Raw genomic sequence first — 26,715 nt, forward strand, 5'->3', positions numbered from 1 at the left:
TTTATTTCACTGAAGAGTATCTAAATAGTACATTTGTTATCAACAATTTTAACCTAAAATAATACAATGAGCGGATTTTTCAAATCTTCAATTGGGAGAAAGATAGCCATGGCGCTTTCTGCATTCTTCCTGATGTTTTTCTTAATTATACATTTAGCGGTAAATATTACATCACTTTTTAGTGAAGACCTCTTTAACGAGTTATCCCATTTTATGGGTACAAATCCATTAGTACAATTTGCGCTGCAACCTGTATTAGTTTTTGGAGTTGTTTTTCACTTTGTGTTGGGTTTTATTCTAGAAATAAAAAACAAAAAAGCAAACGGAGTTGCCTATGCAAAAGACAATGGTGCAGCTAATTCTACATGGATGAGTAGAAACATGATTTACAGTGGAATAGCTATTTTAGCTTTCGTTGTAATTCATTTTTTAGATTTCTGGATTCCAGAATTAAATACAAAATATGTAGTAGGCGATATGTCTGGATTGCATGATGGTAGTTTTAGATACTTTCATGAATTACAAGAGAAGTTTGTTCCTATCTGGAGAGTTGCTGCTTATACTGTAGCATTTGTATTCTTAGGATTGCATTTAGCACATGGGTTTACATCTGCTTTTCAATCTATGGGAGTTACAGCAGGAAGAAAAAAAGCATTACAAAATTTCGGTAAAATATACTCAATAATTATTCCTTTAGGATTTATAATTGTTGCATTGTTTCATCACTTAAATCATAACCATTAATCTTATAACTATGGCTTTAGATTCAAAAGTACCTCAAGGTCCAATTAAAGATAAATGGACAGATTACAAAAATAAAATAGACTTGGTAAACCCTGCAAATAAACGTAACATAGATGTTATTGTTGTAGGTACAGGATTAGCAGGTGGTTCTGCTGCTGCTACATTAGCAGAGTTAGGCTACAATGTAAAAGCATTTGCTTATCAAGATTCTCCAAGAAGAGCGCATTCAATTGCAGCACAAGGAGGAATTAATGCAGCAAAAAATTACCAAGGAGATGGAGATTCTGATTATCGTCTTTTTTACGATACTGTAAAAGGTGGAGATTATCGTTCTCGTGAAGCAAACGTTTATCGTTTAGCTGAGGTTTCTTCTAATATTATTGATCAATGTGTAGCACAAGGAGTTCCTTTTGCACGTGATTATGGTGGTTTATTAGACAACCGTTCTTTTGGTGGAGTTTTAGTTTCTAGAACTTTTTACGCAAAAGGTCAAACAGGACAACAATTATTATTAGGTTGTTATTCTGCAATGAACCGTCAAATTGCTCGTGGAAAGATTGAGATGTTCAATCGTCACGAAATGTTAGATGTTGTAAAAGTTGATGGAAAAGCAAGAGGTATTATTGCTCGTGATTTAATTACAGGAGAAATAGAACGTCATTCTGCACATGCTGTTGTTATTGCAACTGGTGGTTATGGAAACGTATATTTCTTATCTACAAATGCAATGGGTTCTAATGCTACTGCAGCTTGGAAAATTCATAAAAAAGGAGCATACTTTGCAAATCCTTGTATGACACAAATTCACCCAACGTGTATTCCACGTTCTGGAGATTACCAATCTAAATTAACGTTAATGTCAGAGTCATTACGTAACGATGGTAGAATTTGGGTTCCTGCAAGAATAGAAGATGCAAAAGCAATTCAACAAGGTAAATTAAAGCCTACTGAAATTGCTGAAGAAAATAGAGATTATTATTTAGAAAGAAGATATCCTGCATTTGGTAACTTAGTACCACGTGATGTTGCATCTAGAGCAGCAAAAGAGCGTTGTGATGCTGGTTATGGTGTAAATGCAACAGGTGAAGCTGTATATTTAGATTTTGCTTCTGCTTTTCAACGTTATGGAAGTGAGCAAGCAAAAATTCAAAATATTGAAAATGCTTCAGCTGCAAAAATTAAAGAATTAGGACAAGCAATTGTAAAGGAAAAATATGGAAACTTATTTCAGATGTATGAAAAAATCATCGCTGAAAATCCATATGAAACTCCAATGATGATTTATCCTGCAACACACTATACAATGGGTGGTGTTTGGGTTGATTATAACTTAATGACTACTGTTGAAGGTTTATATTGTATTGGTGAAGCTAATTTCTCTGATCATGGTGCAAACAGACTTGGAGCTTCTGCTTTATTACAAGGTTTAGCTGATGGTTATTTTGTATTACCATATACAATTGGTGATTATTTATCTGATGATATTAGAACAGGTAAAATTCCTACAGATACTAAAGAGTTTGATGAAGTAGAAAAAGAAGTAAAAGACAGAATTGATTTCTTTATCAATAATAAAGGAACAAAAACTGTAGATTATTTCCACAAACGTTTAGGTAAAGTAATGTGGGATAAAGTAGGAATGTCTAGAAACGAAAAAGATTTAACGGCTGCTATGGCAGAAATTAAAGCAATTCGTGAAGAATTCTGGAAAGACGTAATGGTTCCTGGTACTTCAAGTGAAATGAATGCTGAATTAGAAAAAGCAGGAAGAGTAGCAGATTTCTTAGAACTAGGAGAATTGTTTGCTAAAGATGCTTTAGTAAGAAATGAATCTTGTGGAGGACACTTTAGAGAAGAATCTGTAGAATTAGACGGTGAGCAAAAAGGAGAAGCAAAACGTAACGATAAAGATTTTGCTTTTGTATCTGCTTGGGAATATAAAGGAGAACCTGCAGACGCAGTTTTACACAAAGAACAATTAGAGTTTAACGATATTGAATTGAAACAACGTTCATATAAATAAGAAAGATATGTCAGGTAAAGGAATGAATTTAACGTTAAAAATTTGGAGACAAAAAGACTCAAGTTCAAAGGGTCAAATGGTCGATTATAAAGTAACTGATATTTCAGAACATATGTCTTTCTTAGAAATGATGGATGTTTTAAATGAACAATTAGTAAATGCTGGTGAAGAGCCAGTTGCTTTTGATCATGACTGTAGAGAAGGTATTTGTGGTATGTGTTCTATGTACATAAATGGTGAAGCTCATGGACCTGATAGAGGTATTACTACTTGTCAGTTACATATGCGTATGTTTAACGATGGTGATACAATTACAATTGAGCCATTTAGAGCAGCAGCATTTCCTGTAATAAAAGATTTAATTGTAGATAGAATGGCTTTTGAACGTATTCAACAAGCAGGTGGTTACATTTCTGTAAACACTTCTGGGAATACACAAGATGCAAACAACATTCCTATTTCTAAACACGCAGCAGATGATGCTATGGATGCAGCAACTTGTATTGGTTGTGGTGCTTGTGTAGCAACTTGTAAAAACTCTTCTGCAATGTTATTTGTTGGAGCAAAAGTTTCTCAATTTGCCTTATTACCACAAGGACAAGTAGAGGCTGCAGATCGTGTACAAAACATGGTTGCTCAAATGGATTTAGAAGGTTTTGGAAACTGTACAAATACAGGAGCTTGTGAAGTTGAATGTCCTAAAGGAATTTCTTTAGACAATATTGCAAGAATGAATAGAGAGCTTATGAAAGCGAATCTATAATAAGATTGATATTTTAAAATGAGCTTGTAAAAGGCAATTAAGAAATCTCAATTTATAAAAGATTAAAACTCCTTAGTAATTTTACTAAGGAGTTTTTTTATGCCCGAAAAGCACTTATTTAATTTTGTTCTAAAAAAAACATCAATTTAACGGCCTATATATATTTTTTTCTATGGAAGATGGCAAAGTACGTTTTTAGTAAAAGAGTGTTTAAACGACTTAAATAAAACCCTTTTACAAGGATGTTATTTAGATGTTGATGTTGCTGAGGGAAGAAAATCTTCTGATTATAGAATTAAGATAAATAAGTTGATGATATCAGATTTTATTATAACCCAAGATGTTAGAAAAACTAAAGCTTACCACAGAAACCGCTTTCTATAAAAAGAGCGTAAAATAATTAGAAACTATTTTTAGAGTTCCTTTTGAGCTGAAGTATAATGCAATAAAAAGATAGCTTTTAAAAAAGCTCTTTAGCATCAATATTTAAAAATTCAGCAATCTCAAATAATCGAATAAGATCTAACTTAGATTCTCCTTTTTCAACTTTAAAATAACCACTTGTGGTCATGCTTAGTTTTATAGCTAAATCCGTTTGAGAAATACCTAATTCTTGTCTTCTTTCAACAATCTTTTTTAGCACTTTGTCTGATAGCTCTTGCGGCTTTTCGATAGTGTTTTTTTCTAGCATTTTAACCTTTTCTTTTTCTTACATCAAATATAGTGCTAAAATGTGTTTTTTTAGTTTCCATTTTGGACTAACTGTTTTCAGTGAGGCGATTTACCTCCCTGAAAACCGTTAGTCCAAAAAGAGGAAAGAGTTTTTAGGTTACTTTTAAAATCTTTACCATTTTTGTACTCTGGGAAAATTGCTATGAAAAGAAAATTTATCTCATTAAACTTCAAAAAAACCCCAAACTATTTATAGTTTGGGGTTTGTCTTTAAATTATAGTATTCGTTTAAATATCTTTAAAAAATTTAGTAGGAGTAATATCTAACTTATCTAAAATAGTTAGTAATCTTTCTAAATCTAATTTTGTTTGCCCTTTAATAACTTTAAAATAACCATTTTCTGTTAAACCTAAATGTACCGCAATTTCAAAACGACTAATATTAGCAATTTTTCTTTTCTCTTCTAAAGTATTTAGAATGGTTTTATAAGACTCTTGTATTCTTTCTCTTTCTCTTTCTCTTTCTCTTTCTCTTTCTCTTTCTCTTTCTCTTTCTCTCATAATATATTTTCTTTTTCGTTGTAAAAATAAGAAAAAAAGAAGTCTAAAACCCATCCATTTTGGCATACCTGAAAACGGTGAGTTTTTTATATCCCTGAAATTGGGTATGCTATAATGGAAATAGATTTCTTTGGTAACTAAAAATATATTTATCAAATTTGGAAAAAGAAATAGCTATAAAAAAACATTTCTTCACTTTACGTCATTATGAGAAAGGATGACGAAGTATTCTATTTAAATAATACAGTTTTGTCATTTCGAAATGAGCTTTTTTAAGCGATTGAGAAATCTCACTAATAACTAGTAAGCTAGTGATATGGATAACGAAAACAAAAAACCTCCGCTTGCGGAATTAAGAAATATAAAAATTACTAAATAAATGTATCACTTAAAACAAATGCTTATGTAAATAAACACCAACAAACAGAGGAAGACTACAAAAGTAAGCCTTTTTCTACAAGTTTTTTAGAGAATTTTAAACTTGTTAACTCAACTAAAGCTCTAAATATTTTTAATAAATTAAACCTAAATAAAAAATTAGGTTACAAATTTTTATATTATGAAAAAATTAATTTTAAGTTTAGTTTTTGTTTTTGCAACAGGAACTATGATGAATGCGAACTCTACAAATGAAATAATAATTACACCAACCACTGAAACTGTTGAAATAATAGAGGATTTTGGTTGTGCTAGTGATTGTGTTAGAAGTTCAAAAGCAATTGTTTTTCAAGAAGCTGCAGAAGAAGGAAGAGGTGCGTCTATGGATGATTACATGCTAGAGTATGGTTATTGTTACTACTCAAATTGTGTAGATTAATCAAGTTTATCACTTAAGAATCGCTAAAATTAATTTTTAGTGATTCTTATTCAAATTTTATAAGATGAAAAAATGTATAAAAATTACTGTTATTTTATTCTTTTTAGTATTAACAAACATAAAGGCACAAGAACTTTCAGGTAGAGTTACTTATAATGTTTCACTGAACTTAACAATTGAACAAGTAGATAAAAGAAATAAAGAAAGAAATGTAAAGACATCTCAAAGCACAAGAGATAGAATTAACAGCGCTCGAGATATTTTAGCATATTTAGAGTTTAATGATTTTCATTCAATTCAAAAATTAGAATCCAAATTAAAAAATGATGCTAATCGGATGAGAAATAAAACAAAATCGGGTGCTGGAAATGCAAGAATTTATTACACTAACAATTCCTTTCTACATAAAAATAGTATTGTTGAATGTGCTATTTTAGGGGAATGTTTCTTAATTGAACAACCAAAATCTATTTGGAAAATTTCACAAGAATCTAAAATTATCGGAGGTTATTTATGTTACAGAGCTGTATATCAAAACCCTTTGTATAAGTATAAAAAACCTATAGCGTGGTTTGCTCCTAAAATACCTGCGAGTTATGGACCTAAAATTTTTACAGGGTTACCAGGTTTAATATTAGAGTTAGAGGATAATACTGTAACATTTACCGCAATAAAAATAGAAATCAATCCTAAAGAAAAAATTATAATCAAAAAACCTAATGGAAAAGTTATAAGTAAAGAAAATTACAATGCACTTTTAAAAAAAGCTTTTCCAGACTTTTATGAAAAGTAGGAGAAATCAAATAAACCTTAAATGAAAAAGATCATTATTTTAATATTCAGCATTTTTACATATGCTTCTATTTTCTCTCAACAAAATTTTTCTGGAATTGTTCATTACGAATCAACTATTAGTAGTAAAAAATTAGATGAGTATTTATCAACAAAAAGGAAAAACATAAAAAACAAAACTCTTATAAAATCACTTGATCAGGTTTATTTATATACCAAAGCTATAAAATCTAAATTAACTTTTTCAAACAGAGAAGGTTTATTTATCGTTGAAGATAAGTTAAGTTCCGATATACATGATTTAGGTCAGAGAATAAACAAAACAAGTGCTGGGGGTTCAAACGAATATTACTATAATGATACAAATAAAACCTATTTAATTAAAGAATTCAGTATAGGGGAACATTTTATTTATACTAATAACTATTTAAAATGGGAATTGACCCAGGAGACAAGAACTATGAATGGTTATGTAACAAATAAGGCGACGAGAAATAAAGGTAAAGTTATTGCATGGTATACTCCTTCTATTCCTGTTAGTTTTGGTCCAAAAGGAGAATATGGTCTACCTGGTTTAATTTTGGAGCTAGAGATTTATAAGAAAATTTATTTTGTGAAAAAGATTGTATTAAATCCAAAAGAAAAAATAGAAATTAAAAAACCAATTAAAGGAATTAAAGTGACTGAAAAAGAGTATCAAGAAGTGGCTTCGTCAACAATACAAAAATTTAAAAAGAATCAAGGATATTAATTTTTATAATCTATGAAAAACAACCTCCTATTTCTATTTATTTTCAGTATTTCAACTACTCTTTTTGCCCAAAAGGTAACTTTAAGCGGTTCTGTAAAAGATAGTTTACAAACCCCATTATCTTATGCAAATGTTATTGCAAAACCAAAAGATGTTTCTAAAAATTTACAATTTGCTATTACAGATAACGAAGGCTATTATAAGTTGTTATTAGAAAAAGGAGACACTATAACCATTAGTATTTCTTATTTGGGGTATAAACCAGTTAATTTTCAATTTGTAGCTTTAAAATCAAGCAAAAAAGATTTTGTTTTACAGCAATCGTCAGAACAATTAGATGAGGTTGTTATAGAAATGCCTGTTACTGTAAAAGGAGATACTACTACGTATAAAACAGATAAATTTATAAACGGAACAGAACGTAAATTAAAAAACGTTTTAAAAAAATTACCTGGTGTTGAAGTAAGTAAAAACGGAACGGTTACCGTACAAGGTGAAAAAGTAACCAAAATGTTGGTAGATGGCAAAAAGTTTTTTGGAGGAAATTCTAAATTGGCGGTAGAAAATATTCCTGCAGATGCAGTTGGTAATATTGAGGTAATCGATAACTATAACGAAGTCTCGTTTTTAAAAGGATTAACAGATTCTGATGAAATGGCAATGAATATCAAATTAAAAGAAGATAAAAAACGTTTTCTTTTTGGTGATGTAGAAGCAGGTAAAGGCAACAAAGAATTTTATAAAACCAGTGCCAATTTGTTTTATTATTCACCTAAAACCAATGTCAACTTTATAGGAAACATTAATAATATTGGCGAAAAAACCTTCACATTTAGAGATTATATGAGTTTTTCTGGAGGAATGAATGCCATTTTTAGTGGTAACTTTAAATGGAAACGTGGTAATTTTTCTCAGTTTTTAGAAAGCAAAGATTTACTTAAAAGCAAACAAAAATTTGGCGCTTTAAATATTACAAAAACAGCAACATCAAAGTTAGATATTTCTGGTTATGCCATTTTTTCGAACACAAATACCAGTAGCTTTATAGAAAATTTTAATGAATATACCACATTTACAGAACAAAGAACAAATAACACCAATGCAGATAATTTATTAGGTATTGGAAATTTAAATATAGAATACACGCCTAACAATAAAGAAAAATGGTATGCAAGAACTCAAGTAAAAAGAACAAATAACACAAATAATAACACGTTAATTTCTTTGATAGATACCAATGCGAATACAATCTTAACCGATAGAGATTTAAATGCAACGTATATCAACCAAAATATAGAATGGCATAAAAGACAATCTGATAAACACACGTTTTCTTCGGTTTTTAATTATGTATATGATAAAAGTGATAAAACTAATTTTTGGCAAACAGAAGACGATGTTTTTAATGGGTTAATACCAGTTCTGAATCAGAATCAATATTTAATTCATCAACTTAAAAATACCAAAGAGCAAAATATAGATGTAATTTTTAAACACTTTTGGGAAATTAACAATAGCAATCATATTTATACAACGGTTGGTAATAAGTTTTTAAATGAAGATTTTTTAACAAATGATTTTCAAACGTTAGATGATGGAACCACAAATAATTTTTCTTCGGATGAATTTGGCAATAATCTTAATTTTAAATTAAATGATTTGTTTTTAGGAATTCACTACAAATTTAGAGCAGGTATTTTTACATTAAAACAAGGTGCTTATTTACACAATTACAATTGGCAATTAAACAAGCAAACCGTTTTAGATAAAAATAAGTGGGTTGTTTTACCCGATTTTTTAGCAAAAATTGAGTTTAATAAATCAAAAAAAATTCAACTGAATTATAATTTAAAAACGTCTTTTTCTGATGCTAGTAAATTTGCAAACCAATTTTATTTACAATCGTATAATTCTGTTTTTAGAGGAAATGAAACGCTAGAAAACAACTTATATCATAATGCAAGAATCCGTTATAGTAGATTTAGTTTATACAGAGGTTTAATGCTTTTTGCTAATCTAAATTATAACAAACAAATAAAAGGAGTTAGAAGTGTTGTCGATTTTAATGATGTAAATCAGTTTTTAACCGTAAAATTATTTGAAAACCCTTCAGAAGACATTCAAGGAAATGTATATTTAGAAAAAACGATTAAAACCATTAAATATAAATTTGATGTTGGTTTTAGCAATTCAAAATATATACAAGAATTAAACGGAAACTTACAAACCAATAAAAATAATAATTACGATTTTGAAATTGGTTTTGAAACGTTGTTTGATAATTTTCCAACCATAGAAGTCGGTTTAAAAAGAGAAATTGGTACTTTTATTTCTAGTAATTCTACATCAAAATTTATTACATCAGAACCTTTTATAACGGTCGATTATGATTTTGCTAAAGGATTTATTTTTAATTTTGATTACAAACGAAGCAATTATCAAAATAAAACATTGAGGCAAAAAAATGTGTATGAAATAGCAAATACAACCTTGTCTTACAAAAAAGAGAATTCTGCTTGGTCATATAAAATAAGTGCTCAAAATTTATTTAACGCACAGTTTAAACAAAGCAATTCTTTTTCAGATTATGTAGTTTCAGATACAAAAACATTTATCCTACCAAGAATAATGATGTTTAGTATAGGGTATAATTTGTAGTTGTAAGAAGGTGAGATTTCTCAATCACTTAAAAAAGTTCATTTCCAAATGACAAACTAAACTACAAGCTGCAATCAATTAATAATAATAAGTATTCATAAACTAGCTAACTCCTTCCCTTTGGGAAGGTTGGGTTGGGCTTTTTTTATTTCCTCCCAAAATCTGCAGGAATTTCTCCCCAGGCTTTGGTTTCCCATTTCAAAATCGGGTTTTTGTACGTATTTTCTTTCAGCCATTTTTCGGCTCTTTTAATCAGCTCTAATAAATCTCTGTTAGAAGCATCAAAATGCATGTTGGTTTTACACCTTTTCTGTTTTACCCAACTCATGGCAATTTTAGAATCAGAATAAATAGGAATATCTTCTTTGTTTTTACTTTTTAATAAGGCAATTCCATGTACCAAAGCTAAAAATTCACCAATATTATTAGTACCTTTTTTAAAAGGACCTTTAATGAAAATTTGCTGTTTATTATGCGTTAAAACACCTCTGTATTCCATTTTTCCAGGATTTCCAGAACAAGCAGCATCCACAGAAATACTTTCTAAATTAGGCGCACCGTAACTTGCTTTTTCAGCTGATGATAAAGTTGGTTTTTTGCTGTTTTTACCAATATAATCTTCATATTTTCCTTTGGATGCTTTTTCGGCTTCCTCTAAATCTGCAAAAGATTTGTATTGAGCACCATCAAAACCATCAATCTGTTTTTTACAGACTTTCCAAGAAGTAAAAACACCTTTTTTACGTCCGTTCCAAACAACATAAAACTTTTTTTTACTCATTTTTATTTAAAATTACCTCTTCAATAACCTTCGGAAAGTGCTTTTGCTCTAAAAAATGAATCTTTTCTGCAATAATTTCAGGAGAATCTACGCTTAAAAGCGTCGTTTTTGCCTGAAAAATGATAGCTCCTTCATCATAATTGGCATTTACGAAGTGAATTGTGATACCAGTTTCTGTTTCTTTATTTTCTTTTACAGCTTTATGAACATTCATTCCATACATTCCTTTTCCACCATATTTAGGTAATAAAGCAGGGTGAATGTTAATGATTTTATTAGGAAAAGCATCAATAATACGCTGTGGAATCTTCCATAGAAACCCAGCTAAAATAATGTAATCTGCTTCTTTTTTTAACCTATTTAGAATAACATCGGTAGAAGAAAATTCTGTTTTATTAAAGTATAAACAATTGATTTCTAGTTTTTTGCATCTTTCAAAAACTTTGGCATGTTCATTGTTACACAACACATTAGTAACCTTAGCGGTTTTAGTGTGATTAAAAAACTTAATAATATTCTCTGCGTTCGATCCTGAACCAGATGCAAAAATAACAATACGCTTCATATCTAATTTCTAAGTTACAAAAAAAGGAATAATTATTAACAAACTGATTATTTTAAGTAAAGATTAAATTATTTTATTTACTTTTAGTAATCATTTTTAGGGCAAACATTAGTTATAATTAATAAGATTTGTATTTTTGCCCTGATTTAAAATTTAAAATAAAAAATTATGTCAGACATTGCATCAAGAGTAAAAGCGATTATCGTAGACAAATTAGGCGTTGACGATAACGAAGTAACAACAGAAGCGAGCTTCACAAATGATTTAGGAGCAGATTCTTTAGATACTGTTGAGTTAATTATGGAATTCGAAAAAGAATTTGATATTCAAATACCAGATGATCAAGCAGAAAACATTGGAACTGTAGGACAAGCTGTAAGTTATATAGAAGAAGCAAAAAAGTAAGATTTATATGCAATTAAAACGAGTTGTAGTCACTGGACTTGGCGCTTTAACGCCAATTGGTAATAATATTGAAGAATATTGGAACGCATTAGTTAACGGAGTTAGCGGTGCAGCACCTATCACAAGTTTTGACGCTGCCAAGTTCAAAACTCGTTTTGCATGTGAATTAAAAGATTTTAACGTAACGGACTTTATTAATAGAAAGGACGCACGTAAAATGGATAGATTTACACAATATGCAATGGTTGCTTCAGATGAAGCAATTGCAGATGCAAATCTAGACTTAGAAAAAATTAACAAATACCGTGTTGGTGTAATTTGGGGAGCAGGAATTGGAGGTTTAGAAACTTTTCAAAACGAAGCTATAAATTTTGGAGCTGGAGACGGTACACCAAAATTTAATCCTTTCTTTATCCCAAAAATGATTGCAGATATTGCGCCAGGAAATATTTCTATTAAAAATGGATTTATGGGGCCAAATTATACTACTGTTTCTGCATGTGCATCATCTGCTAACGCAATGATAGATGCTTTAAATTATATTCGTTTAGGAACTTGTGATGTAATTGTAACTGGTGGCTCTGAAGCTGCAGTTGTAATTTCTGGTGTTGGTGGTTTTAATGCTATGAAAGCATTATCAACAAGAAACGAAAGCCCAGAAACAGCGTCTAGACCTTTTGATGCAGAACGTGATGGTTTTGTGTTAGGTGAAGGAGCAGGTGCTTTAGTTTTAGAAAGCTACGAACACGCAAAAGCAAGGGGAGCAAAAATTTATGCTGAGGTTATTGGAGGAGGAATGTCTTCTGATGCTTATCATATGACAGCACCACATCCTGAAGGAATTGGTGTTATTGCTGTAATGAAAAACTGTCTTGAAAATGCTGGAATTAAACCAGAAGATGTAGACCATATTAATACACATGGTACTTCTACGCCTTTAGGTGATGTTGCGGAATTAAAAGCAATTTCTAATGTTTTTGGTGATCATGCTAAAAATATTAATATCAACTCTACAAAATCTATGACAGGTCACTTGTTAGGAGCTGCAGGAGCTGTTGAATCTATTGCTGCAATTTTAGCAATGAAACATGGCATTGTACCACCTACAATTAATCATGTTAATATCGACGAAAACATTAATCCTGATTTAAACTTAACGTTAAACAAAGCTCAAAAGCGCGACATTAAAGTAGCTATGAGTAATACATTTGGTTTTGGAGGACATAATGCTTGTGTTGCATTTAGAAAGCTAGAAGAATAATACACTATGAATTTTATTCGTAAAATAGTTAAGCCTCGCAATCAAGAGGATGAACAATTATATAACGAATTAAAAAAACTTCTTAATTTTTCACCTAGAAAAATAAACCAATACAAAAAAGCATTTACACACAGATCTGTGCAAATGACAGACAGTAAAGGAATTCCTATTAATTACGAACGTTTAGAGTTTTTAGGAGATTCTATTTTAGGTTCTGTTATTGCTGCTTATTTATATAAAAAAGTACCTACAGGTAATGAAGGTTACTTAACACAAATGCGCTCTAAAATTGTAAGTAGAGAGCATTTAAATGAATTAGGTAAAGATTTAAACTTAATCCGTTTTGTTAAAAGTAATATAGATCAAGCAAATGTGGGCGATAATATTCATGGTAATATTTTTGAAGCGTTAGTAGGCGCTATTTATTTAGATAAAGGATACAATGCTAGTCATAAGTTTATTTATAAAAATGTAATTGTACCTTATGTAGATATTGAAAAACTAGAAGGTAAAATAACTAGCTATAAAGGTCTAATTATTGAATGGTGTCAGAAGCAAAAGAAAAAATACTCATTCGATACTTATGAGGATTCTGGTAACGAAACCATTAAGCACTTTAGCGTAAAAATTAGTATCGATGGCGAACTAATTGCTAAAGGAAGAGCAACTTCGAAGAAAAAAGCAGAAGAACAAGCTTCTAAAAGAGTGTATTTTGCTTTTCAAAAGCAAATTAAGTTAAGTTAGCCTACACGATAACGTTTTCGTTAAAATTAGCTTTAAAACCCATAAACAATTAGTAATTTAGCTCTCTCATAAAAACTAGTACTAGTTATAATTTATGCAGGTGTACGCTTTAGAAATGGACGATTTTTGCGAAGAAGAATATTCTTTAATAGGAATCCATTCTACATTAGAAGACTATAAACTTGCCTACTTACTAAACAGAAACCTGAACACTCGGTTTTATAAAGCAAAAGAAGATTTAGAGTTTGTAAGAGAAAAAAAGAAAGCTTCTTTTGCTATTTATAACTATGAAAATAAAGAATATGATTTTGATTGGTTTTTAATAGCTAATAGTTATACAAGAGAAAATCAAACCGTTTCTAACGAGTTATTATTAACTTCAGAAACAAAGACATATTTAATTCCAGAAAAGAGAAAGGTAGATTTTTTTCTGAAAATTTGTGGAGAAGTAGAATACGAGTTTGTTATGAAAACAATAAATAAGATTAAAAATATCGAAAATGTTATAACTGCATTTTCAATTGATAAAAACACCCTCAAGTCTAAAGACTTTTTAATATTTTAAACATGAACGATTACAAGAAAACCAAAATAGTTGCAACCCTAGGACCAGCAACGGACAGTAAAGAAATTTTAACGGAATTAGCCAGAGAAGGTGTAAATGTATTTCGTATTAACTTTTCTCATGCTGATTATGACAACGTTAAAAAGACTGTAAAAACCATTAGAGAAATCAATGAAGAAAACGGTTACAATGTTGCCATTTTAGCAGATTTACAAGGTCCAAAACTTCGTGTAGGAGTTATGGAAGATAATGTGGTTTTAAATGATGGAGATCTTTTTACTTTTACAACAGAACAATGTGTAGGTAATAAAGAAAGAGCATTTATGACATACCAACGTTTTCCTAAAGACGTAAAAGTTGGTGAAAACATTATGGTTGATGATGGTAAATTACTTTTTGAAGTAATTTCTACAGATATGGACAAAGCAGTAGTTGTTAAAACAATTGTTGGTGGACCATTAAATTCTAAAAAAGGTGTAAACTTACCAAACACAGCTATTTCTTTACCTGCTTTAACAGAAAAAGATAAAAAAGATGCAATTTTTGCATTAGGTTTAAATGTAGATTGGATGGCACTTTCTTTTGTTAGAACGCCAGAAGATTTAAGAATGTTAAGAGATTTAATCGATGAGCATTCAGATTATAGAGTTCCTGTAATTGCTAAAATTGAAAAACCAGAAGCAGTTGCAAATATAGATGCATTAATTCCTTATTGTGATGGATTAATGGTTGCTCGTGGAGATTTAGGAGTAGAGATTCCAATGCAAGATGTTCCATTAATTCAGAAAAAATTAGTGAGACGTGCAAAGAGAGCAAGAATTCCAGTAATTATTGCAACTCAAATGATGGAAACAATGATTGACAATTCTGTTCCAACAAGAGCAGAAGTAAATGATGTTGCAAACTCAATTATGGATGGTGCAGATGCAGTAATGCTTTCTGGAGAAACATCTGTAGGGAAACACCCAATTAGAGTTATTCAAAAAATGGCAGAAATTATTAAAGCTGTTGAAAACTCTAGAATGATTAAAGTACCACATGAAGCACCACATATTAGAACAAACAGATTTATTACAAAATCAGTTTGTCATCATGCAGCTTTAATGGCAAATGATATAGATGCAGCAGCAATTTCTACACTTACTAGAAGTGGTTATACTGCTTTTCAAATATCTGCTTGGAGACCACAAGCTAAAATATTAGTATTTTCATCAGAAAGAAGAATTTTAGGAAAACTAAACTTACTTTGGGGTGTAAAAGCTTTTTATTATGATGCAAACTTAACTACTGATGCAACAGTTGTTGATATCAATAGAATATCAAAAGAAAAAGGATATGTACAACAAGGAGATCTTATGATTAACCTTACATCTATGCCTGCAAAAGCGCAAGGAATGGTGAATACATCTAGAGTTTCTGAAATAGAATAATTATTAGTTTAAACTATATATTAAAAAAGCATTCTGATTTTTCAGAATGCTTTTTTTTGCTTTAAATAAAAATGGGTTAATTTTTTTGAAGCTATTTCCTACTTGGAATTTATCTTGAGCGAAGTAGAAAGGCTATATCTTTTCATTATTGTCATTTCGAAGTTTATTTTTTTGTAAACTGTGGCAATCTCATAACTAGAAACGGATTACTTCGTTTCACTCGTAATGATGCTTATTTATTGGTAATAGAAAGGATGTTTTTTCTAATGCGGAGTATTCAACGATTCAATAAAATATTAAAGTAGAGTTAATCAGGGATACCCATTTTACGAACTATTAGTCATTACGAGACACAAAGTAATTTTTTCATGAACCTTTATAACTTCAGTTTTTTAGATATAATAATAGCATCATTGGTAACAAAAGGCATTGGCATCATTTCTTCTGTTCTTGGAGTTATCGAAAAATTAGAGTTTTCTAATAAATCATAAGAGATTTCATTCAATATAACATCTAATTCATATGCTGTTAAAACACTAAAAGAAATGGTAACTTCTTTATCTTGGTTTGCTAAATGATACACTAAAAAAGTACCACTTTTCACATCATAACTCTTTCCATCATTTACCAAAACGTCATTTACTTTAAACTGATATAACTTCAATTTTTTGTTTGTAATAAATTCTAACTTATTCACTTTTCTGTCGGATGAAATCGTAAATTCTAAAAAACGTTTGTCGCCAATAATTGTATCTAACTCTGTTTCTATGTTTGCAGATGAAATATTTCTAAACTCCGTTTTTTTATGATACTTAAAACGAGTATTGTATTTACTTTTAGTTTCTGCATTTGCAATACTTCCTTCTGTTGCGCTTTCATCAAAAATTTGTTTGGTGTAATCATCTAAAGTTGAATTGTAAGTCCCAAAATAAGCTGTTTTATCATCAGAATTTTGAATATAAACAATACTATTAGGTTTTTTATTATCAACAGTAAAACCACTATTATAAGTTGCCAAACCAAAGAATAGAATTGCTAAGAAACCAACTGTTTTTTGCATCCAAAAAGTTTTCTTTTGATGAAATGAGAGTATCATCAACCCAAAAACTAAAGCAATTATAATTCCGCTGACAAACAATATTTTTAAACCTAAACCAACAGGGAACATTTTAACTAAAGGAGCAAAAATATAAATAGTCGGAATTGATAAAATAGTAAATAAGATGCGTCTCGATTTTTCTTCCAAATTCATAAAAACAGCAATCGCTAAAATGATCAATGCAGAAAATACCGGAATTATAAAAAATCCAGCTCCTTTTAAAGACGCGTTTATAAAGAAATTAATAACCAACCAAATTACAATTGGGGCAATTAATAAATCTGTAGTTTTCTCATGTTTAGAAATGTATTTATAGACTTTAAATAAGACCCATAAATTTAAGAATACGAATGCAGTTATATATTGATATCCATTATAGGTAAAACCGTGTAAAATGTCTTTATATGCAGGATGAATTATTAATAATAACTTCCAGAGACCAAAAGAAACGCCTCCGCACAAAAGTATAGCGGTTATAAACACTCCAAAACCTTTTAAAATTCCTTTTAAAGAAAGTTTTCCTTTAGAAAATCCGAAGAAAAGTAAAATTAAAAAAACGATAACTGCGATAATTAACATTGGAAAAACCCAAGAAAAAGGATAAGTTGCTAATTTTACAAACGGAAAGTTTACATAGACAAAATCTTCATCAGAATTTAAATCTGACAAATCTGAATTTGCAAAATAATTTACTGTTGACGTAAAATAATCTGCTTGATGTAATAAAGTTTCTCTGTCTAAACGTTCAAAAGAATCTTGTGCGGTATGATAATCGAAATGATCGCCAATAAACGCAAAATTGAAACCATTTATATCTGCATTTTCTCTAAAAACAGTTAAATCTGTATCATTAGGCAACTTTTTATAAATGCTATACATTAAAGAATTTGTTGCAGGATAATTAGGTTTTGCTGCCATAAATTCTGACAATAACTTACTGTTTTTTCCATTGGTTTCCATCAACATATAACTTGGACCACCACTTCCTCGAGCTTCAAAATTTAAAACCAAACCAATATCTTTTGTCCAGGAATGTTCATCAACAAAAGCCTGAGCACCTAATAAACCTAGCTCTTCAGCATCAGAAATTAAGATAATAATATCATTTTTTGGCTGTTCGTTCTTTTCTAAGAAAACTCTAATTCCTTCTAAAATAGTTACAACTCCAGAACCAGCATCACTTGCACCTAAAGAAGAATGAGGATTAGAATCGTAATGTGTTAACAACATTAATGCTTTTCCGTTTTCAGAACCTTTAATTCTGGCTAAAATATTTTCTGCTGTAGTTGCTGCAAACCATTTTTTATTAATTGCTGTTTGGGTTTGAATTTCTGTATCTAATCCCATTTTATGAAGTTCGTCTACAATATAGTTTTGAACTTCTTTATGATTTTCAGATCCTGTATAATGTGCCTCTTTACTAATTTTCTTTAGATGAAATAGGGCATTATTAATTGAGAATTCAGTTTTAGATGGAGTTTCTTCAGGATAAAAGGTAGGTTTTAAATCAGAAAAACTCCAATAGATAACTCCAATAATTATAAGTACAGAAACAAGAGATGAAAAGGCTTTCATTTGATGAAATAATTTTTATAAATGTATGAAATAAAAAAAACTTACTTTAAATTGTGAAAAAAACAGAAAAAACAGTAAATTTAAAACAATTAAAAACGAAACGATTATGGCAATTAAAAGCTTTCAAGGAAAAAGAGATACGAAGCAAGGAAAAGAAGATGCTCAAATTTTAGTGTCTGATTATATGACAACAAAATTGATAACTTTTAAAGCTGAAGATTCCTTAGATCATGTAATTAATCAATTAATTACATATAAAATTTCTGGTGGCCCCGTTGTAAATGATAAAAATGATTTAATAGGTATTATTTCTGAAACGGATTGTATTAAGCATATTTCTGAGAGCAAATATTACAATATGCCTTCTGATATAAATAATACTGTAGGTAAATATATGGTTACAGATGTTGATACGATTGATAAAGACATGAATATTTTTGATGCCGCTTTTAAATTTATAAGTTCACACAGAAGAAGATTTCCTGTTGTTGAAAACGGAAAATTAATTGGGCAATTAAGCCAGAAAGATGTTTTAAAAGCTGCAATTAGTGTAAAAGGTAATACTTGGAATAGTTAAAATCGTTTTTTAGATTTAATATTAGGTAAATCTGTAATAATTAATTTTTGTTTATCAGAACTCTCTAGTTCGGCTATTTTAGAATATGAATAGCCTTCTATTGGTTCTTTTAAACTTTTCCATTTTGCAATTCCAGCAACAGTTATTTGTTCGCCAATTTCTATAATTGCCTCAGAATAACGCAAAGATTTATTGAAGCCAAAAAAACTTTCACTATCAACATTATAGTTTGCTAAAAGCTCATTGAATTCTGGAGTTGGATCATTAAAAGTACCTGAGTTTGTTTTTTTATCAACGACTAAATGACTGATGTAATTTTTAGGATTTTGAGAAGGCCTTACCATTGCAAAATCTCCATTTTTTTCTAAAAAGAATTCTTGAATTTTTTCTTCTTTAACAATAGTGTCCCAATAAGAGCTTTTACCATTACTCTTTTTCTTTTCAATTTTCATCACATAAAAAACACATTTCCTTTTACTAAAAGGAGCAATTAAAGGCTCTTTTACATGTAGTGCTTTTCCTGAAAATCGTGTAAATTCATTATTTCTTAAACTGCCTATTTGTTTAATTGGTAGTTTAGATAGTGTTCTAATAATTCTTTGTTTCGTATTAAAGTAATAGATTAAAATACCTACAAGTGCAGCTATAGAAATTACAGTAATTGGAACAAAAAAGGAATTTGAGGATAGAAACATTATCATATAAATTTAACTATTAGTATCGTTTTCTGTAAAATAGTTACAGATTTAATCTCTTTTAATCAATAAAAACATTTCATTATCTAAAGGTAAATAACCTTCATCATATATATAAAAATAAGTGTTTCCTGTTTTTGTTTTATAGATGGATGTAAAAAACTGAAAGTCGAAACCTTTATCGTATAATTTGGTTCTTGTTACTTTGGTTTTACCTGTTGTATTTAATTCTGATAAAATTTTATGATTTTTTCTAAGACGATTATTAATGTTTCTGATGAGGTTCTTACTGTCTTTATTTACACGATTATTGTATGCGTTTCTGCAATAATCAGAACAGAATTTCTTATCAATTCTACCTTTTACCACCTCATCACATTCTAAACATTTTTTACTTTCCATAGTTTTCTTTTTTAAGTTGATACCAATTTACATTCACGTTTTCATACTCAAATTCATTTACAAATTGCAATCCAATTCTTTGTAAAATTTTATTAGAACCTACATTTTCTACTTCTGCAGCTGCATAAATAATATCATAATTTAATGTTTTAAAACCAAAATCTAAACAAGCAATTGCAGCTTCTAAACCATAGCCTTTTTTCCAATACTTAGGAATCAATCGATAGCCAATATCAATAAAGTTATCAAAACCATTAAGTGTTTCTTTTTCACCTTTATTCAATTTTAAACCTGACCAACCAATAAATTCGCCTGATTTTTTTTCTATTACAGCAAAACGTCCAATTCCTCTTTCGTTGTATTGATATCTAATAAACTGAATCACATTTTCAGCTTCCTTTTTCGTTTTTATAGGATGATTCCCTAAATACTTGTGAACTTCTGCATTTGAGTCTAATTCAAACATTCCCTCAAGATCAGATTCTCTAATTTCTCTAAGGATTAATCTTTCGGTTTCTATATAAACTTTCATATAGCTAAAGTACCAAAAAATATCCGTTTACAAACGACTACAAATAATTACAACCGAAAGTAATTGTTTTGTAACCGAATAAAATTGTAATGATGTCGCAACTTTGCAGTGTCAAAACGAATTGACAAATAATAATAATTTAAAACCTTATCTTATGAGTACGTTAAGAAACAGAGTACAGTTAATTGGAAATTTAGGAAACAACCCAGAAATTATCACTTTAGAAAGTGGAAATAAATTAGCAAAATTTTCTATTGCTACAAATGAAAGTTATAAAAATGCTCAAGGCGAAAAAGTAACAGATACACAATGGCATAATGTTGTAGCTTGGAATAAAACAGCAGAAATTATTGAGAGATATTTAGAAAAAGGAAATGAAGTTGCTATAGAAGGTAAACTAACTTCTAGATCTTACGAAACCAAAGAAGGCGAAAAAAGATACATTACAGAGGTTGTAGCAAATGAAGTTTTAATGTTAGGAAATAAGCAGTAAAATATATTACTGTAAAAAGATAAAACCCACTTATAAAGAGTGGGTTTTTCTGTTAAGTTAAATTATTTGATTTTAAGATGTTTAACTGATTGGGGTCATTGGTGTAAGTTTTTAATTTTAATAATTTAGGAGATGAAAACAAAATACCATGAAAAACTTCATATACCTTTTAGTGATAACAATCTTTTTTAGCTGTTCATCAATTAAAACAATAGACAGTTGGAAAAGTAAAAACCATGCAGATTTTAAACCTCAAAAAGTATTAATTATTGGAATTACAGAAAACTTAACAGCAAGAAGAATCTTTGAAGAGGAATTAAAAGAGGAGCTAAATTTGAAAGGTATTGAAGCCAGAGAAAGCTATGAAATGTTTACACCTAAATTTACAAATGAAAAACAAACAGAAGAAAATATTCAGGAAGAAATAGAAAAAATTACTAAAAATGGTTTTGATGCAATATTAATTTCTGCTGTTAAAGGAGTAGATGAAGAAGTAAGCTACAATAATAATTATTACACCAATTATTATTACAGAAGACACCCTTTTAGACGTTATTATTATTTAAATCAAGCCGTATATTTTGATACAGGTTATTATAATAAATATAAAATTTATCACGTAGAAACTTCATTATACAAACTAAAAGAAAATAATGATAAATCGTTAGTCTGGGTTATTTCCAATAAAATAATAGAACCTAGTTCAATAAATACAACTGTTAACGAATATGTAAACGTTATTATTAAATCCTTAAAAAAAGAAGGCATCATTGCATCTAACAAATAGTTACTCATGAAAACACTTATATACAGTGCTAAAGATTTTGAAATTCCTTATTTAGAAAAAGCGAATTGTAAAAAACATAAATTTACTTTTTTAGAAGAATCATTGTCCTCAGAATCTGCAATGAAAGCTATTGGGTATAAAGCCATTTCAATCTCTTCAGCAGATGAAGCTTCACCAATTGTAATAGAAAAATTAAAAGATTTTGGAGTAGAATATATCACTTTAAGATCTGTAGGACATGATAATGTAAATTTAAACTCAGCAAATACAATTGAAATAAGAGTTGCAAACGTACCCGCTTACTCACCTTATGCAATTGCAGAACATGCTGTGGGTTTATTATTAACACTAAATAGAAAATTAATTGAATCAAATAAGAGAGTAAAATCGTTCAATTTTGATTTAAATCATCTTATTGGTTTTGATATAAACGAAAAGACAGTTGGTATTATAGGTACAGGTAAAATAGGTGCTATTATTACTAAAATAATGCATGGTTTTGGATGTGAATTATTGGGTTGTGATGTTGTTAAAAATGAAGAATTAACAAAAAAATATGGAATGCAATATCAGTCTTTGGAAGCTCTTTGTAAAAACTCAGATATTATTTCACTACATGTACCTTTAAATAGTGAAACGCATCATTTAATTGATAAAAATTTAATTGATAAAATGAAACCTGGTGTTGTAATAATAAATACTGCAAGAGGTGCCGTTTTAAATACAAAAGATGTTATTAAAGGTTTAGAAAGGGGAATCATTGGAGCTTTAGGAATAGATGTGTATGAAAAAGAAAGAGGATTATTTTTTACAAATCATTCTAATGATATTATTACAGATGAAATGATTATTAAATTAAACGCAATGCCTAATGTACTAATTACAGGTCATCAAGCTTTTTTAACTGATGAAGCGCTAACAAATATTGCAGAAACAACCATTTATAATTTAGATTGCTGGAGTAAAAATGGAGTAACAGAAAATGAACTAACAAAGATTGTTAGTAAGAAAAAATGATTATTTCTTACTGTAACCATAAATATCTTTTAAAATTATATTACCACCATTAACAGAATCTTTAATTATTAAATCATATCTAATTATTATTTTAGTGTTTATTGGCGCGTAATAATAAAGTATCCAAATATCTGTTTCGTTCGTACCAATGCAACCATTAGAATAGGCTTTTCCTAATGTTTTAGGATTTGTTGTTGGGTGTATTAATTGTCCATAACGTAAACCATTAATTTCAGTTTCTATAAAAGGAATTTGAGGTAATTTTGTTACTTTTTTATCATCTCTATTTGTTAGATAATATTGATGTCCGTTAGCAGGATTATAGAAATCAGGAAAACGCTCGTGTCTTACAATTGTACCTTCTCCAGTTTTGGTTCTTAAATCTAAAACTCTTCCTGCCATTTTAAGATACTTTTTTTGATTTCTTCCAACTCTAACAGAAAAACTAAAAAGTTCTTCAGAGTTTTCAAAAATCCGAAGTTTAAATTCAGGGATATTTATATCAATTTTAGTGTTCTCAAATGAAGTATATATTTTCTTTGCTAATTTAGAGTCTGGTAGTATTAGTTGATCTCCTTTTTTTAAAACTATCATTTTTTTCTGATTATAAACAAAAGAATCTTTTTCTTTCATTAGATAATAATCAGTGTTTTTTAAGGTATTAATAATCCAGGGATTTGCTCTTACTAAAAGGTGTTCTGTTAATTTGTAGGTGGTTAAAGAATCATATTTTATAACAATAGAATCTAAAAACTGAAAATAATTTTCTACAGTAATATCTTTTTTAACTTTTATTTTTTTCGGTGAAATAGTACGAATTATAATATTTTTTATTTGAAGAGGAGCAAAAGTATTTTTAGCACTAATATTAAAACATATTAGCAAAAAGATAATTACAGAAAATTTTATTTTATGTCTCATTTCTTCAATGAATTAGAAACGTTCTTTAGCTAAGTTATGTTTAATAAAAGAGGGTTCAAATGATTAATATCAGTCACCTTAAATTATAGTGAGTTAAAACTTCTTTATCGGTTAATTTTTTTTACAATTTTACCTTTTCCCAAAAGAAGTTTATTATTTCATTGAGCACATTTAGAAAGTAAATCTGAATTTTATCAAAATTAAAATGAAGCAAAATTGTTATTCTTAAAGTGAAGTATATCAACATAGTAATATGATGATTGTCATTTGATACATAGTTGATTTAGAATATATTTGGTAGAAGTATATATTAAACGAATGTTTTGGTATAAAAAAATAGAAGTTAAGTTAAAAGCTTTCTTTATGGAAATAGGAGAGCTTTCTTATTTTGTAGGACGTTTTTTTAAAGAAGTATTTAAATCTCCTTTTGAATCTAAAGAGTTTTTGCGTCAATGTTATAATATGGGAAACCGTTCATTATTACTTGTATGTGTTACAGGTTTTATTATTGGTTTGGTGTTAACATTACAAACAAGACCAACACTTATGGAGTTTGGAGCAGAATCTTGGATGCCATCTATGGTTGGAATTTCTATTGTAAGAGAAATAGGACCGATGATAACTGCGTTAGTTTGTGCTGGTAGAATAGGTTCTGGTCTTGGGGCAGAATTAGGTTCTATGCGTGTAACAGAACAAATTGATGCAATGGAAGTATCTGGCACAAACCCTTTTAAATACCTTGTTGTTACACGAGTTTTGGCTGTTACTATAATGCTTCCGTTATTGGTAATTGTTGGAGATGCTGTTGGTTTATATGGTTCTTATCTAGTTGAAAATTTAAAAGGAAATGTTTCTTTTCAATTATATTTTAATCAAGTTTTTAATTCATTAGAATATGGTGATATTATTCCTGCAACAGTTAAATCATTCTTTTTTGGTTTAGCAATCGGAATTGTAGGGTGTTTTAAAGGTTATTACTGCGAAAAAGGAACCGTTGGAGTGGGTTTAGCAGCAAATTCGGCAGTAGTATTTACGTCAATGTTATTATTTTTTATAGATTTTATAGCTGTTTTTGTAACCGATATTTTCTTTGACTTATGAAAACAAAAAGCAACATAAAACAACATAAAAAATTTGAAGAACGTGAAGTTGTTCTTCAAGTTAAAGATTTGTATAAAAGTTTTGGAGATAACAATGTCTTAAACGGATTTAACATGAAACTTTATCAAGGTGAAAATTTGGTAATTATGGGAAAATCAGGTTCAGGAAAATCGGTTATGATTAAATGTCTTGTTGGATTAATGGAAGCAGATAGTGGCGTTATTTCTGTAATGCATAATGATATTACTAAGTTAGATAGAGAAGCATTAGATCATTTACGAGCAGATATTGGCTTCTTATTTCAAGGAAGTGCATTGTACGATTCCATGACAGTTAGAGAAAATTTAGAATTCCCTTTAAGAAGACATACCAATAAATTTGAAAGTAATATAGATACTAATAAAATGATTATTGAAGCTTTAGAAAATGTTGGATTGGCAGCTGCTATAGATTTAATGCCATCAGAATTATCTGGAGGAATGAAACGACGTGTTGCTTTAGCAAGAACACTTATTTTACTACCAAAAATTATTTTATATGATGAGCCAACAAGTGGTTTAGACCCAATTACATCAAAAGAAATCATTATTTTGATGCAAGATATTCAGAAAAAATACAGCACTTCATCATTAATAATTACGCATGATGTAGATTGTGCAAGAGTTATTTCTGAGAGAATGATTTTATTAATTGATGGAACTAATTACGCTGAAGGAACTTTTGAAGAATTATCTGCATCTAATGACCCAAAAATAAAAGCGTTTTTTAAATAATTTAAATTTTAATAGATGAAAAATTCAAACTCACAAAAAGTAAGATTAGGTTTTTTTGTTATATTATCGACCATACTATTTGTAGCCGCAGTATACCTAATCGGTCAGAAGCAAAATTTGTTTAATAAAACCTATACTCTAAGTGCAAATTTTCAAAATGTAAATGGTTTACAAAAAGGAAATAATGTTCGTTATTCTGGAATTAATATCGGAACAGTTAAGAATATTTTAATGGTTAATGATTCTACCATAAAAGTAGATATGAATATAGATAAAAAAATTATTAATCATATAAAGAAAGATGCTATTGCAACTATTGGATCAGATGGTTTGGTTGGTAATATGATTATTAATATAGTACCAGGAAAAGGCACCGCAGAAATTATTAGTAGTGGAGATACTATAGAATCTTATAGTAAAATTGGAGCAGATGATATTTTAAGTACGCTAAGTGTTACTAACGAAAATGCTGCAATACTTACATCTGATCTTTTAAAAATTACAAATGCAATGATAGAAGGTAAAGGGACTTTGAGTGCTTTACTAAACGATACTATTATGGCAAAAGATTTAAAAAAGACGATTATTAATCTTAAAATTGCAAGTAGAGGCGCTGTAAAATCAATTAATGAATTAAACGGTTTTGTTACTACATTAAAAACAGATAATGAAACTACTTTAGGTGTATTATTAAATGATTCAATTTCTGGTCAAAAACTAAAAAATATTGTTGCTAACATTGAAGAATCAAGTATAGAAATTAAAAAAGTTGTTAGTAATATGAATACTGTTGTAAATGATATTAACTCAAGCAAAGGAGCTTTAAACTATATTATAAAAGATACCACAATGGTAAATAGTTTAAAATCTACGTTAGACAACATCAATCAAGGTACAGATAAATTCGATCAGAATATGGAAGCTTTAAAACACAACTTTTTCTTTAGAGGTTATTTTAGAAAACTAGAGAGACAAGAGAAAAAAATAAAAAAAAAGAATAACTAAAACTAGTAAAATAAAGTTAAGTGTCAAAATCATATTCCTCTCTATCCAAAAAAGGGTATCTCGCCTAATAAATAGCTTAAAATTAAGAAATGATTAAGTTCGTAATTCTAACTTAATCTTTTAGAGCTAATAAAAGATGATGAAAATCATTTCAGAATTACTATTTAATCATTTCTTTTATATCTTAATAAAAAACTTTTTTATTA

Annotated in this window: 28 protein-coding genes; 19 read left to right on the forward strand and 9 right to left on the reverse strand. The window is 29.1% G+C overall.

The genetic code is table 11. The features are described from left to right. The first annotated feature begins 66 nt into the window (after positions 1-66). From BTO07_RS11885 to BTO07_RS11895, 3 genes are read left to right on the forward strand one after another with little or no spacing between them, the layout of a single operon-like run. Positions 67-744 (forward strand): succinate dehydrogenase cytochrome b subunit, encoded by a 678-nt coding sequence (locus tag BTO07_RS11885; protein ID WP_087521436.1) that lies wholly within the window; start codon positions 67-69, stop codon positions 742-744. Between the two features lie 10 nt (positions 745-754). Then, positions 755-2,767 (forward strand): fumarate reductase/succinate dehydrogenase flavoprotein subunit, encoded by a 2,013-nt coding sequence (locus BTO07_RS11890; RefSeq protein WP_087521437.1) that lies wholly within the window; start codon positions 755-757, stop codon positions 2,765-2,767. Between the two features lie 22 nt (positions 2,768-2,789). Next, positions 2,790-3,530, forward strand: coding sequence for a succinate dehydrogenase/fumarate reductase iron-sulfur subunit (locus BTO07_RS11895; RefSeq protein WP_087522632.1), 741 nt, complete (start codon positions 2,790-2,792; stop codon positions 3,528-3,530). Positions 3,531-3,990: 460 nt separating this feature from the next. Here BTO07_RS11895 and BTO07_RS11900 read toward each other — a convergent pair whose 3' ends face one another. Both BTO07_RS11900 and BTO07_RS17455 read right to left on the reverse strand, forming a co-directional pair. Further along, positions 3,991-4,221 (reverse strand): helix-turn-helix domain-containing protein, encoded by a 231-nt coding sequence (locus tag BTO07_RS11900; protein WP_087521438.1) that lies wholly within the window; start codon positions 4,219-4,221, stop codon positions 3,991-3,993. 269 nt (positions 4,222-4,490) lie between these two features. Further along, positions 4,491-4,763: a helix-turn-helix domain-containing protein gene (locus tag BTO07_RS17455; protein WP_198342464.1), complete on the reverse strand. Its 273-nt coding sequence runs from the start codon at positions 4,761-4,763 to the stop codon at positions 4,491-4,493. 559 nt (positions 4,764-5,322) lie between these two features. Here BTO07_RS17455 and BTO07_RS11910 point away from each other — a divergent pair. The 4 genes from BTO07_RS11910 (at position 5,323) to BTO07_RS11925 (ending at position 9,781) form a co-directional block, all read left to right on the forward strand. Further along, entirely contained in the window at positions 5,323-5,580 is a 258-nt protein-coding gene (locus tag BTO07_RS11910) for a hypothetical protein (RefSeq protein ID WP_087521440.1), read from the forward strand. Between the two features lie 64 nt (positions 5,581-5,644). Then, on the forward strand, positions 5,645-6,373 hold the full coding sequence (locus tag BTO07_RS11915) for a GLPGLI family protein (RefSeq protein ID WP_087521441.1): 729 nt from the start codon (positions 5,645-5,647) through the stop codon (positions 6,371-6,373). 21 nt (positions 6,374-6,394) lie between these two features. Then, positions 6,395-7,123: a GLPGLI family protein gene (locus BTO07_RS11920; protein WP_087521442.1), complete on the forward strand. Its 729-nt coding sequence runs from the start codon at positions 6,395-6,397 to the stop codon at positions 7,121-7,123. Between the two features lie 12 nt (positions 7,124-7,135). Further along, a complete protein-coding gene (locus BTO07_RS11925; RefSeq protein ID WP_087521443.1) occupies positions 7,136-9,781 on the forward strand; it encodes a carboxypeptidase-like regulatory domain-containing protein in 2,646 nt (881 codons plus the stop codon). Between the two features lie 145 nt (positions 9,782-9,926). On the opposite strand, the gene BTO07_RS11930 is transcribed toward BTO07_RS11925, so the two are convergent. Together BTO07_RS11930 and purN are read right to left on the reverse strand one after the other, a co-directional pair. Then, entirely contained in the window at positions 9,927-10,562 is a 636-nt protein-coding gene (locus tag BTO07_RS11930; RefSeq protein WP_087521444.1) for a ribonuclease H1 domain-containing protein, read from the reverse strand. Beyond that, positions 10,555-11,127, reverse strand: coding sequence for a phosphoribosylglycinamide formyltransferase (gene purN / locus BTO07_RS11935; protein ID WP_087521445.1), 573 nt, complete (start codon positions 11,125-11,127; stop codon positions 10,555-10,557). The genes BTO07_RS11930 and purN overlap by 8 nt, the downstream gene beginning before the upstream one ends. A gap of 168 nt (positions 11,128-11,295) precedes the next feature. Between purN and BTO07_RS11940 the strand changes: the two genes are divergently transcribed. The 5 genes from BTO07_RS11940 to pyk all read left to right on the forward strand — a co-directional run bounded on the left by BTO07_RS11940 (position 11,296) and on the right by pyk (position 15,532). Beyond that, positions 11,296-11,532, forward strand: a complete 237-nt coding sequence (locus BTO07_RS11940) for an acyl carrier protein (protein WP_004569249.1) — start codon at positions 11,296-11,298, stop codon at positions 11,530-11,532. Positions 11,533-11,539: 7 nt separating this feature from the next. Further along, positions 11,540-12,793: a beta-ketoacyl-ACP synthase II gene (gene fabF / locus BTO07_RS11945; RefSeq protein ID WP_087521446.1), complete on the forward strand. Its 1,254-nt coding sequence runs from the start codon at positions 11,540-11,542 to the stop codon at positions 12,791-12,793. Between the two features lie 6 nt (positions 12,794-12,799). Next, positions 12,800-13,537, forward strand: a complete 738-nt coding sequence (rnc, locus tag BTO07_RS11950) for a ribonuclease III (RefSeq protein ID WP_087521447.1) — start codon at positions 12,800-12,802, stop codon at positions 13,535-13,537. A 115-nt stretch (positions 13,538-13,652) separates the two neighbouring features. Further along, positions 13,653-14,102: an IPExxxVDY family protein gene (locus tag BTO07_RS11955; RefSeq protein ID WP_232457024.1), complete on the forward strand. Its 450-nt coding sequence runs from the start codon at positions 13,653-13,655 to the stop codon at positions 14,100-14,102. A 2-nt stretch (positions 14,103-14,104) separates the two neighbouring features. After that, positions 14,105-15,532 carry a pyruvate kinase gene (pyk, locus tag BTO07_RS11960; RefSeq protein WP_087521449.1) on the forward strand — a complete coding sequence of 476 codons (1,428 nt, stop codon included), beginning with the start codon at positions 14,105-14,107 and terminating at the stop codon, positions 15,530-15,532. A 376-nt stretch (positions 15,533-15,908) separates the two neighbouring features. On the opposite strand, the gene BTO07_RS11965 is transcribed toward pyk, so the two are convergent. Beyond that, a complete protein-coding gene (locus tag BTO07_RS11965; protein ID WP_087521450.1) occupies positions 15,909-18,206 on the reverse strand; it encodes a M28 family peptidase in 2,298 nt (765 codons plus the stop codon). A gap of 106 nt (positions 18,207-18,312) precedes the next feature. On the opposite strand from BTO07_RS11965, the gene BTO07_RS11970 reads away from it, so the two are divergent. Next, the gene (locus tag BTO07_RS11970) at positions 18,313-18,783 is read left to right on the forward strand and encodes a CBS domain-containing protein (RefSeq protein WP_087521451.1); all 471 of its coding nucleotides are present in this window, start codon (positions 18,313-18,315) and stop codon (positions 18,781-18,783) included. Here the strand turns inward: BTO07_RS11970 and BTO07_RS11975 are convergent. The 3 genes from BTO07_RS11975 to BTO07_RS11985 are packed head-to-tail and all read right to left on the reverse strand — an operon-like array spanning position 18,780 to position 20,412. Continuing rightward, complete coding sequence (locus tag BTO07_RS11975; protein ID WP_087521452.1) at positions 18,780-19,478, reverse strand: hypothetical protein; 699 nt, start codon at positions 19,476-19,478, stop codon at positions 18,780-18,782. The two genes, BTO07_RS11970 and BTO07_RS11975, sit on opposite strands and share 4 nt — an antisense overlap. Before the next feature lie 51 nt (positions 19,479-19,529). Further along, complete coding sequence (locus BTO07_RS11980; RefSeq protein ID WP_087521453.1) at positions 19,530-19,880, reverse strand: hypothetical protein; 351 nt, start codon at positions 19,878-19,880, stop codon at positions 19,530-19,532. After that, a complete protein-coding gene (locus tag BTO07_RS11985; RefSeq protein ID WP_087521454.1) occupies positions 19,870-20,412 on the reverse strand; it encodes a GNAT family N-acetyltransferase in 543 nt (180 codons plus the stop codon). The genes BTO07_RS11980 and BTO07_RS11985 overlap by 11 nt, the downstream gene beginning before the upstream one ends. 154 nt (positions 20,413-20,566) lie before the next feature. On the opposite strand from BTO07_RS11985, the gene BTO07_RS11990 reads away from it, so the two are divergent. The 3 genes from BTO07_RS11990 (at position 20,567) to BTO07_RS12000 (ending at position 22,709) form a co-directional block, all read left to right on the forward strand. After that, positions 20,567-20,905, forward strand: a complete 339-nt coding sequence (locus BTO07_RS11990) for a single-stranded DNA-binding protein (protein WP_087522633.1) — start codon at positions 20,567-20,569, stop codon at positions 20,903-20,905. Positions 20,906-21,053: 148 nt separating this feature from the next. Then, positions 21,054-21,692 (forward strand): hypothetical protein, encoded by a 639-nt coding sequence (locus BTO07_RS11995; RefSeq protein WP_087521455.1) that lies wholly within the window; start codon positions 21,054-21,056, stop codon positions 21,690-21,692. A 6-nt stretch (positions 21,693-21,698) separates the two neighbouring features. Further along, positions 21,699-22,709 carry a 2-hydroxyacid dehydrogenase gene (locus BTO07_RS12000; RefSeq protein WP_087521456.1) on the forward strand — a complete coding sequence of 337 codons (1,011 nt, stop codon included), beginning with the start codon at positions 21,699-21,701 and terminating at the stop codon, positions 22,707-22,709. Here the strand turns inward: BTO07_RS12000 and BTO07_RS12005 are convergent, their stop codons facing one another. Continuing rightward, positions 22,710-23,630, reverse strand: coding sequence for a L,D-transpeptidase (locus tag BTO07_RS12005; RefSeq protein WP_087521457.1), 921 nt, complete (start codon positions 23,628-23,630; stop codon positions 22,710-22,712). It lies immediately after the preceding gene. 318 nt (positions 23,631-23,948) lie between these two features. Between BTO07_RS12005 and BTO07_RS12010 the strand changes: the two genes are divergently transcribed. The 3 genes from BTO07_RS12010 to BTO07_RS12020 are packed head-to-tail and all read left to right on the forward strand — an operon-like array spanning position 23,949 to position 26,509. After that, entirely contained in the window at positions 23,949-24,731 is a 783-nt protein-coding gene (locus BTO07_RS12010; RefSeq protein ID WP_087521458.1) for an MlaE family ABC transporter permease, read from the forward strand. Next, on the forward strand, positions 24,728-25,504 hold the full coding sequence (locus tag BTO07_RS12015; protein WP_087521459.1) for an ABC transporter ATP-binding protein: 777 nt from the start codon (positions 24,728-24,730) through the stop codon (positions 25,502-25,504). Before BTO07_RS12010 ends, BTO07_RS12015 begins: the two co-directional genes overlap by 4 nt. Positions 25,505-25,519: 15 nt before the next feature. Continuing rightward, the gene (locus BTO07_RS12020) at positions 25,520-26,509 is read left to right on the forward strand and encodes an MlaD family protein (RefSeq protein ID WP_087521460.1); all 990 of its coding nucleotides are present in this window, start codon (positions 25,520-25,522) and stop codon (positions 26,507-26,509) included. Positions 26,510-26,715: the final 206 nt, after the last annotated feature.

Source organism: Polaribacter sp. SA4-12, from assembly GCF_002163675.1.
In the GTDB taxonomy this organism is placed as follows: domain Bacteria; phylum Bacteroidota; class Bacteroidia; order Flavobacteriales; family Flavobacteriaceae; genus Polaribacter.

Excerpts from the sequence above, each read along its gene's own strand:
- BTO07_RS17455 (WP_198342464.1), bottom strand. The coding sequence starts at position 4,763 with ATGAGAGAAAGAGAAAGAGAAAGAGAAAGAGAAAGAGAAAGAGAAAGA.
- purN (WP_087521445.1), bottom strand. The coding sequence starts at position 11,127 with ATGAAGCGTATTGTTATTTTTGCATCTGGTTCAGGATCGAACGCAGAG.
- BTO07_RS12005 (WP_087521457.1), bottom strand. The coding sequence starts at position 23,630 with ATGAGACATAAAATAAAATTTTCTGTAATTATCTTTTTGCTAATATGT.
- BTO07_RS11980 (WP_087521453.1), bottom strand. The coding sequence starts at position 19,880 with ATGGAAAGTAAAAAATGTTTAGAATGTGATGAGGTGGTAAAAGGTAGA.
- BTO07_RS11995 (WP_087521455.1), top strand. The coding sequence starts at position 21,054 with ATGAAAAACTTCATATACCTTTTAGTGATAACAATCTTTTTTAGCTGT.
- BTO07_RS11955 (WP_232457024.1), top strand. The coding sequence starts at position 13,653 with ATGGACGATTTTTGCGAAGAAGAATATTCTTTAATAGGAATCCATTCT.
- BTO07_RS11890 (WP_087521437.1), top strand. The coding sequence starts at position 755 with ATGGCTTTAGATTCAAAAGTACCTCAAGGTCCAATTAAAGATAAATGG.
- BTO07_RS11895 (WP_087522632.1), top strand. The coding sequence starts at position 2,790 with ATGAATTTAACGTTAAAAATTTGGAGACAAAAAGACTCAAGTTCAAAG.
- BTO07_RS11990 (WP_087522633.1), top strand. The coding sequence starts at position 20,567 with ATGAGTACGTTAAGAAACAGAGTACAGTTAATTGGAAATTTAGGAAAC.
- BTO07_RS12015 (WP_087521459.1), top strand. The coding sequence starts at position 24,728 with ATGAAAACAAAAAGCAACATAAAACAACATAAAAAATTTGAAGAACGT.
- BTO07_RS12010 (WP_087521458.1), top strand. The coding sequence starts at position 23,949 with ATGTTTTGGTATAAAAAAATAGAAGTTAAGTTAAAAGCTTTCTTTATG.
- BTO07_RS11910 (WP_087521440.1), top strand. The coding sequence starts at position 5,323 with ATGAAAAAATTAATTTTAAGTTTAGTTTTTGTTTTTGCAACAGGAACT.
- rnc (WP_087521447.1), top strand. The coding sequence starts at position 12,800 with ATGAATTTTATTCGTAAAATAGTTAAGCCTCGCAATCAAGAGGATGAA.
- fabF (WP_087521446.1), top strand. The coding sequence starts at position 11,540 with ATGCAATTAAAACGAGTTGTAGTCACTGGACTTGGCGCTTTAACGCCA.
- BTO07_RS11925 (WP_087521443.1), top strand. The coding sequence starts at position 7,136 with ATGAAAAACAACCTCCTATTTCTATTTATTTTCAGTATTTCAACTACT.
- pyk (WP_087521449.1), top strand. The coding sequence starts at position 14,105 with ATGAACGATTACAAGAAAACCAAAATAGTTGCAACCCTAGGACCAGCA.
- BTO07_RS11915 (WP_087521441.1), top strand. The coding sequence starts at position 5,645 with ATGAAAAAATGTATAAAAATTACTGTTATTTTATTCTTTTTAGTATTA.
- BTO07_RS11975 (WP_087521452.1), bottom strand. The coding sequence starts at position 19,478 with ATGTTTCTATCCTCAAATTCCTTTTTTGTTCCAATTACTGTAATTTCT.
- BTO07_RS12000 (WP_087521456.1), top strand. The coding sequence starts at position 21,699 with ATGAAAACACTTATATACAGTGCTAAAGATTTTGAAATTCCTTATTTA.
- BTO07_RS11920 (WP_087521442.1), top strand. The coding sequence starts at position 6,395 with ATGAAAAAGATCATTATTTTAATATTCAGCATTTTTACATATGCTTCT.
- BTO07_RS11970 (WP_087521451.1), top strand. The coding sequence starts at position 18,313 with ATGGCAATTAAAAGCTTTCAAGGAAAAAGAGATACGAAGCAAGGAAAA.
- BTO07_RS11965 (WP_087521450.1), bottom strand. The coding sequence starts at position 18,206 with ATGAAAGCCTTTTCATCTCTTGTTTCTGTACTTATAATTATTGGAGTT.
- BTO07_RS12020 (WP_087521460.1), top strand. The coding sequence starts at position 25,520 with ATGAAAAATTCAAACTCACAAAAAGTAAGATTAGGTTTTTTTGTTATA.
- BTO07_RS11930 (WP_087521444.1), bottom strand. The coding sequence starts at position 10,562 with ATGAGTAAAAAAAAGTTTTATGTTGTTTGGAACGGACGTAAAAAAGGT.
- BTO07_RS11885 (WP_087521436.1), top strand. The coding sequence starts at position 67 with ATGAGCGGATTTTTCAAATCTTCAATTGGGAGAAAGATAGCCATGGCG.
- BTO07_RS11985 (WP_087521454.1), bottom strand. The coding sequence starts at position 20,412 with ATGAAAGTTTATATAGAAACCGAAAGATTAATCCTTAGAGAAATTAGA.
- BTO07_RS11900 (WP_087521438.1), bottom strand. The coding sequence starts at position 4,221 with ATGCTAGAAAAAAACACTATCGAAAAGCCGCAAGAGCTATCAGACAAA.
- BTO07_RS11940 (WP_004569249.1), top strand. The coding sequence starts at position 11,296 with ATGTCAGACATTGCATCAAGAGTAAAAGCGATTATCGTAGACAAATTA.